This window comes from Streptomyces fulvoviolaceus, from assembly GCF_000718165.1.
Taxonomy (GTDB): Bacteria; Actinomycetota; Actinomycetes; order Streptomycetales; family Streptomycetaceae; genus Streptomyces; species Streptomyces fulvoviolaceus.
Genome location: NZ_JOEY01000122.1, coordinates 1 through 5,930, shown reverse-complemented (window position 1 = coordinate 5,930; position 5,930 = coordinate 1). Strand labels below are relative to the sequence as shown.

Here is a 5,930-nt window from a genome sequence, read left to right as displayed (position 1 = left end):
CGTTCCCGGACCACGGACACGATCCGTGCCGCCGGACTGTGGAGCGAACGCGGGCAACCAGAACGCCCAACACCGTTCGGGGCGTTCGGCTGAGCATGAGTCCTGGCAACAGGACTCACTCCCGCTCAGTCCTTAGGAACGGTTAACGGGTGGGCGGTCAGGACGCTCTTCTCTCCGGAGGAGGCGAACCGATCTCCTTCGCCACGTCCCACACGCGTGCTCCGTCGTCGTACCCCACGGTGATGATCAGCGGTGGGCCCTGCGCCGGCCGGACCTGGCAGGCGGCGCGTACCCAGCCGTGGCCGCTGAGGAGGCCGGCGAAGTCCATGCCCAGGTTGCCGGCGCGCTCGCCGGTGAACGGGTCCCAGACAGCGGTGCCCGGTCCGTCCCCGCCGGCGACGAGGAGCGTACGGTCCCCGGCTTCCGCCTGGCACAGGGCGTACACGGGCCCGACACCGGCGGTGAACGCCCCTACCTCCTGCGGTGCCTCCACGTCCCACAGCCGGACGACCCCGTCCCAGCCGGCGGTGGCGAGCAGGGTGCGGTCGCCGTCGGACACCTCGCACAGGGCCCACACGGCGCGGTTGTGCGCGGTCAGCTCCAGTGCCGCCCGCCCGGACTTGGCATGCCACAGGGTCACTGTGCCGTTGCCGTGCCCGGCCGCGAGCAGCGTTCGCCCGCCCGTACGCACCTGACACAGGGAGAAGATCCACCCCCTCCGGGGTCCGGTGTCGATCGTGCGCACCAGCCGGCCGTCGCGCGGGTCCCAGACGCGTATCACGCCGTCCCGGCCCGCCGAGGCCAGCAGGTCGCGCCCCGAGACCCGCACCGTGCACAGCCCGTACACCCAGCCGCGGTGACCGGTGAGGGAGGCCACCAGTTCGCCTCGGTTCTCCAGATCCCAGAGCCGGACGACCCCGTCCCGGCCGCCGGACGCCAGCAGGGGCCTGCCGTCGACGTGGACCTCGCACAGCGTACGGATCCAGGTGCGCGAGCCCATGACGACCGCCGTGTCCTCGCGTTCGGCCGGGTCCGCGAGCCGGATCACCTTGCGGTGCCCGGAGTACGCCACGAGTCTCCGGCCGCCGACCGTGACCTCGCAGGCCGCCTCGAACGACGGCCGGAACCGGTACCGGCCGTCCGACCGCCGGACCACCCATACGACGATCAGGACGACCAGGACGATCCCTGCCACTGTGCCGACGATCAACATCCGCCCTCCCCGAAATCCCCGGAGCCTTCCTGATGCGGCAACCGCCGCGGCCCCTACGGGACTGGATCTTCCCGCGTGCGCCGGGCCGGGACGATCGTGCTGTTACGTAGATCGGTTACGTAGTTTCCGCATCCGTTCGTCCGACCCGTCCGACCCGTCCCACCCGGACGAGGGTTGTGAGATCGCGGACACGAACCCACAGGTTGTCAGTGGCGTACGACAGGATGTGCGGGGCACCAACTGTCGCGGGGGCGTGAGGGCATGACGACGGAAAGAACACCGCTGGTCGGCAGAGAGGCGGAACTCTCGCGGCTCGACCGGCTGCTGGCGGATCTGGTGGGGGACGTGCCCGGCCGCCCGACGGTGCTGGACGTCGGCGGTGAGGCGGGCATCGGCAAGAGCCGGCTGGTCCACGAGCTGTGCCTGGCCGCGACGCGGCGCGGGGCGGCGGTGCTGCGCGGCCGGGCGACGGAGTACGAACGCCACATCCCGTTCCAGCCGTTCACCGACGCCTTCTCCGACCTCGCCCCGGAGGCCGTCGAATCCTTCCCGGCAGCTGCCGAGGTCGCCCCGGTGCTCAGCGGTGCTCCCCGCAGCACGGACCGCTTCCACCTGCACCGGGCCACCGCCGCCCTGTTGACCCACGCCGCGGCGTCTCCGCTGGTCGTGGTCCTGGACGACATGCACTGGGCGGACGCCGCGTCGCTGGAACTCCTCGACCATCTCGTACGGCACCCCGTGCGCGCCCGCGTCCTGCTGGTCCTCGCCCGCCGCGACCGGCAGAGCCCCGCGCCGCTCGCCTCGACCCTCACCCGCGGCACGGAGACCGGCACGGTACGGCGGACGGTCCTCGGCCCGCTCGGCGAGCGGGAGTGCATCGAACTACTCGCCCCCGACCTGGCCCGCGACCAGGCCGTACGGCTTTTCACGGCGAGCGAGGGCAACCCGCTGTACCTGCTGACCCTGCTCCAGGCGCACCGCGAGGGCGCGTCGGTGAGCCGACTGTCCACGACCGGCCTCGGGGCGCTGCTGCTCGACGAGCTGACCCCGCTGACGCCGTCGCAGGGCCGGCTCGTCCAAGTGGTGGCAGCCCTGGGCGACCACGCCACGCCCGCGCTGCTCGGCCCGGTGACCGGCCAGGAGCCGGGGCAACTGACCGAGGACCTCGCCGTACTGACCCGGCGCGACCTGCTGCGCACCGGCACGCACGGGCGGATCGCGCTGCGCCATCCCGTGCTGCGCAGCCTCGTCCGCGACGGCACCGACCCCTGGCTGCGAACGGAGACCCACCGGCTCGTCGGCGCCGAACTCGCCCGGACCGGCGCCCCGTTGGCCGAGCGGGCGCACCACGCCGAACAGTCACTGTCCGGCTGGGACCCGCGGGCGGCGGCGGTGCTGGACGAGGCCGCCGAGCAGGCCGCGCAGACGGCGCCCGCGAGCAGCGCGCACTGGCTCGAGGTGGTGCTGCGGCATCTTCCGCACACGCCGGAACACGCGGGCAGACGGCGCGAGTTGATGCTGCGGCGGGCCCGGGCGCTGGGCGTCGGCGGCCGGCTCCGGGAGAGCCGGGACCTCTTGCACCAGGTGATCGCCCTGCCCGACCCGGGCGACGGGACGGGGTCGCGGGCGTCCGCTGTCGTGCTGTGCGCCGTCATGGAGCGCCATCTGGGGCGTTACTCGGAGGCGGTCGCCCTGCTCCGCCGCGAGTTGCACCGCACTGATCCCGCGCCATCGCTCGCCGACCAGGTGGCGCTGGGCCTGGAGCTGGGCTCCTCGGCCCCGCTCGACACCTCATACCCGGCGGTGCGCTCCGAGGTGGCACACACCCTGGAGGTGGCCCGCTCCCTCGGGGACGAGACGGGTGTGGCGGGTGCGCTGAGCGTCGCGGCGCTGGGAGAGGCGTACGAGGGGGAGACGGCGGCGGCGGACGACTTCACCCGCCGGGCGGCGGCCCTCGTGGACTCACTGCCGGACGGCGATCTGACCGGCCTGTGCGAGCCGCTGATGCGGCTGGCCTGGGCGGAGGCGTTCCTGGAGCGCTTCGCCGACGCCGAGCGGCACGCCGATCGAGGCCTGGCCATAGCCCGCCGCACCGGCCAGCTCTACCTCCTGCCCCACCTTCTGCTGTGCAAGACACACGTACGCACCCAGACCTGTCGGCTCGCGTCGGCGGTGGAACTGTCCGAGGAGGCCGAGGACATCGCCCGCGGCATCGGCAGTGACGAACTGCTCGCCTTCGTCCTCGCGACCAGGGCCCACGCCCTGGCCGACGCCTGCCCACCCGGCGATCCGCGGCCACTGGCCACCGCCGAGGAGGCGGTGGCCGCGGCGGGTCTGGGCGTCAACTGGTGGGCGTCCATCGCCTGGTGTGTACTCGGCTACGCGGCACTCACCGCCGGCGACCCGGCTCGTGCCCGGGAGGCGGTGCTGCGTGCCGGCGGCCCCGGCCTGCGACGGATGCAGCCCTCCATGCGTCCGCTGTTCCTGGAGGTCCTGGTGACCGCCGCCGTCGCCATGGGTGACCTGGACGCGGCGAAGGACTGGGCCGAGCGGGCCCACGAGGAGGCCGAGCGGCTCGATCTGCCCGTGCAGCGCGCCTCGGCCATGCGCAGCGCCGCGCAGATACGCCTCGGTCTCGGTGACGACAGGACGGCGGCGGACCTGTTCATGGCGGCGGCCGACGAGAGCGCCCGCAGCGGAGGGGTGTTCTGGGAGGCGTTCTCCCTGCTCTTCGGTGCCTCCCTGCTGGCGGCGGACCCGAGCGGTTCGCGGCGGGGGCAGGCGGCCTGGCACCGGGGGCGGCGGCTCGCCGTGGCCGGGGGCTGCGGGATGCTGACCGGTCTTGCCGAGGCGGTCGGCCCGGCGGTGGCCGCCGCCGCCGACGGGCCCGAGCGCCGCCTCTCCGAACTGACCGTCCGCGAACGGGAGATCGCCGACCTCGTCGCTGACGGCCTCACCAGCCCGGCGATCGCCGAACGACTCTGCCTGAGCCGCCGCACGGTCGAGACCCACATCTCCCGGGTCTACCGCAAGACGGGAGTCTCATCGCGGGCAGCCCTGGCGGGCCTGATGGCAGGGCGCACGCCGAGGCCTTCCTTGAGCGGATGAGCCACGCATGGTTCGAGCCGCGGATACCGGGGGGCCTGTGCACCAGCCACAAGTCACAAGGCGCGATCAATGTGAATGAGAACCCATGTCGCTGGGCCGCTGCGGAATCCTGACGGGCTGCCGAGCAAGGCGCTGATGACGCCAGCAGGGTCAGTGCCCGTCTTACGGTTCGTGGATGGCTGATTGCAGACCGGAGCGTCGGTGCCGCCGCGTAGAGTGCGGCGCCGTGTCTACCTCCCTCGAACGGTCTTCCCTATGGGGTGACCAGCAGTTTCTTGTGCTTGCTTCGGCCCGGACGATCTCGGTTCTGGGCAACGGCTTTGCTCGTGTGGCGCTGGGTTTCGCCGTGCTGGCCCTGCCCGGGGCGACTCCGGGGCGGCTGTCACTGGTGCTGGCCTGTCAGGCGCTGCCTCAGCTGGTGTTCATCCTGGCTGGAGGGGTGATCGCGGATCGGATGTCCCGGGCGCGGCTGATGATGGTCGCCGACATCGTGGGTGCCGGCGCCTATGCCGGGTTGGCGGGCCTCGTGCTGTCCGGTCACGCGCCGTTGATCCCCCTGTGCGTGCTGGCGGTTGTGGCCGGCACCGCGACCGCACTGTTCTCTCCGGCGATGGACGGCCTGGTGCCGCTGGTCGTTGCGGCGGACAGGCTCCAGCGGGCCAACGGACTGCTGAGGGTGTGCACGAACACCAGCCTGCTGCTGGGTCTGGCCCTGTCCGGCGTCGCTGTTGCCTGGATCGGGGCCGGCTGGGCACTGGCCCTCAACTCCGCGTCCTTCATCGTCAGCGCGATCCTGACCGCCCGCCTGCGGGTTCCGGGGCGGGCCGCCAAGAGGTCCTCGGGCTGGGACGATCTGAAGGAGGGCTGGCGGGAGTTCGCCTCCCGGCAGTGGCTGTGGGTGGTCGTCGCCCAGTACGCGGTCGTCGTCGCGGCACTCAACGCCAACGTCGGCGTGCTGGGACCCCTTGTGGCACAAGAGGATCTGGGCGGGGCCCGGGCGTGGTCGCTCATCGTCGGAGCCCAGGCCCTCGGCACCATCGCCGGCGCGGGCCTGGCCGCGCGTGTCCGGGTGAACCGGCCCGTCCTGGTCGCAGTTCTGGCCACGTTCCCGGCCGCCCTGCCCATCGCCCTGCTCGCCGCCTCAGCCCCTGTCTGGCTGATCGCGGTGGCCATGTTCTGCTCGGGCATCACCTCGGACGTCTTCGCCGTGCTCTGGTCCACCACCATCCAGCGCGAGGTCCCCGAGGAAGCCCTCTCCCGCGTCAGCTCCTACGACTGGTTCGGCTCCTTGGCCTTCGCCCCGCTCGGCCTGCTCGTGGCCGGACCCGTCGCCGGCAGCGTCGGCACTCGGGAGGCGCTGGCGGGCTGCGCCGCCCTGATCGCCATGGCCACAGGCGCAGCCCTGTTGTCGCCGCAGGTCCGCAGGCTCACCCCGACACCCCGGCCACAAACACAGCGCAAGCCAGAAGCACTCCCGAAGACCGCATCACCCACGGCGGACGGGGACACGGCCTAGGCGCTGTTTCTCGGATCCCCTTACGTGGGTGGGGTGTTGGGGTCAGGCTGGCTGCATGGGACGTGGTGACCTGACGAACGCGGAGTGGGATCG

Annotated in this window: 3 protein-coding genes and 1 pseudogene; 3 read left to right on the top strand and 1 reads right to left on the bottom strand. The window is 72.5% G+C overall.

The window, feature by feature from the left end:
* A pseudogene (locus tag IG08_RS62315) lies at window positions 1-136 on the top strand (transposase); the annotation flags it as partial.
* A 21-nt stretch (window positions 137-157) separates the two neighbouring features.
* On the opposite strand, the gene IG08_RS0152810 reads toward IG08_RS62315, so the two are convergent.
* Window positions 158-1,195 (bottom strand): WD40 repeat domain-containing protein, encoded by a 1,038-nt coding sequence (locus IG08_RS0152810; RefSeq protein WP_158812418.1) that lies wholly within the window; start codon window positions 1,193-1,195, stop codon window positions 158-160.
* A 279-nt stretch (window positions 1,196-1,474) separates the two neighbouring features.
* Here IG08_RS0152810 and IG08_RS0152805 point away from each other — a divergent pair, with 279 nt between their 5' ends.
* The gene (locus IG08_RS0152805; protein WP_199821147.1) at window positions 1,475-4,321 is read left to right on the top strand and encodes a helix-turn-helix transcriptional regulator; all 2,847 of its coding nucleotides are present in this window, start codon (window positions 1,475-1,477) and stop codon (window positions 4,319-4,321) included.
* 226 nt (window positions 4,322-4,547) lie between these two features.
* Complete coding sequence (locus tag IG08_RS0152800; RefSeq protein WP_052425350.1) at window positions 4,548-5,837, top strand: MFS transporter; 1,290 nt, start codon at window positions 4,548-4,550, stop codon at window positions 5,835-5,837.
* The last annotated feature ends 93 nt before the right edge of the window (window positions 5,838-5,930 follow it).

Coding starts and splice junctions, on each gene's coding strand:
- IG08_RS0152805 (WP_199821147.1), top strand. CDS start 1,475: ATGACGACGGAAAGAACACCGCTGGTCGGCAGAGAGGCGGAACTCTCG.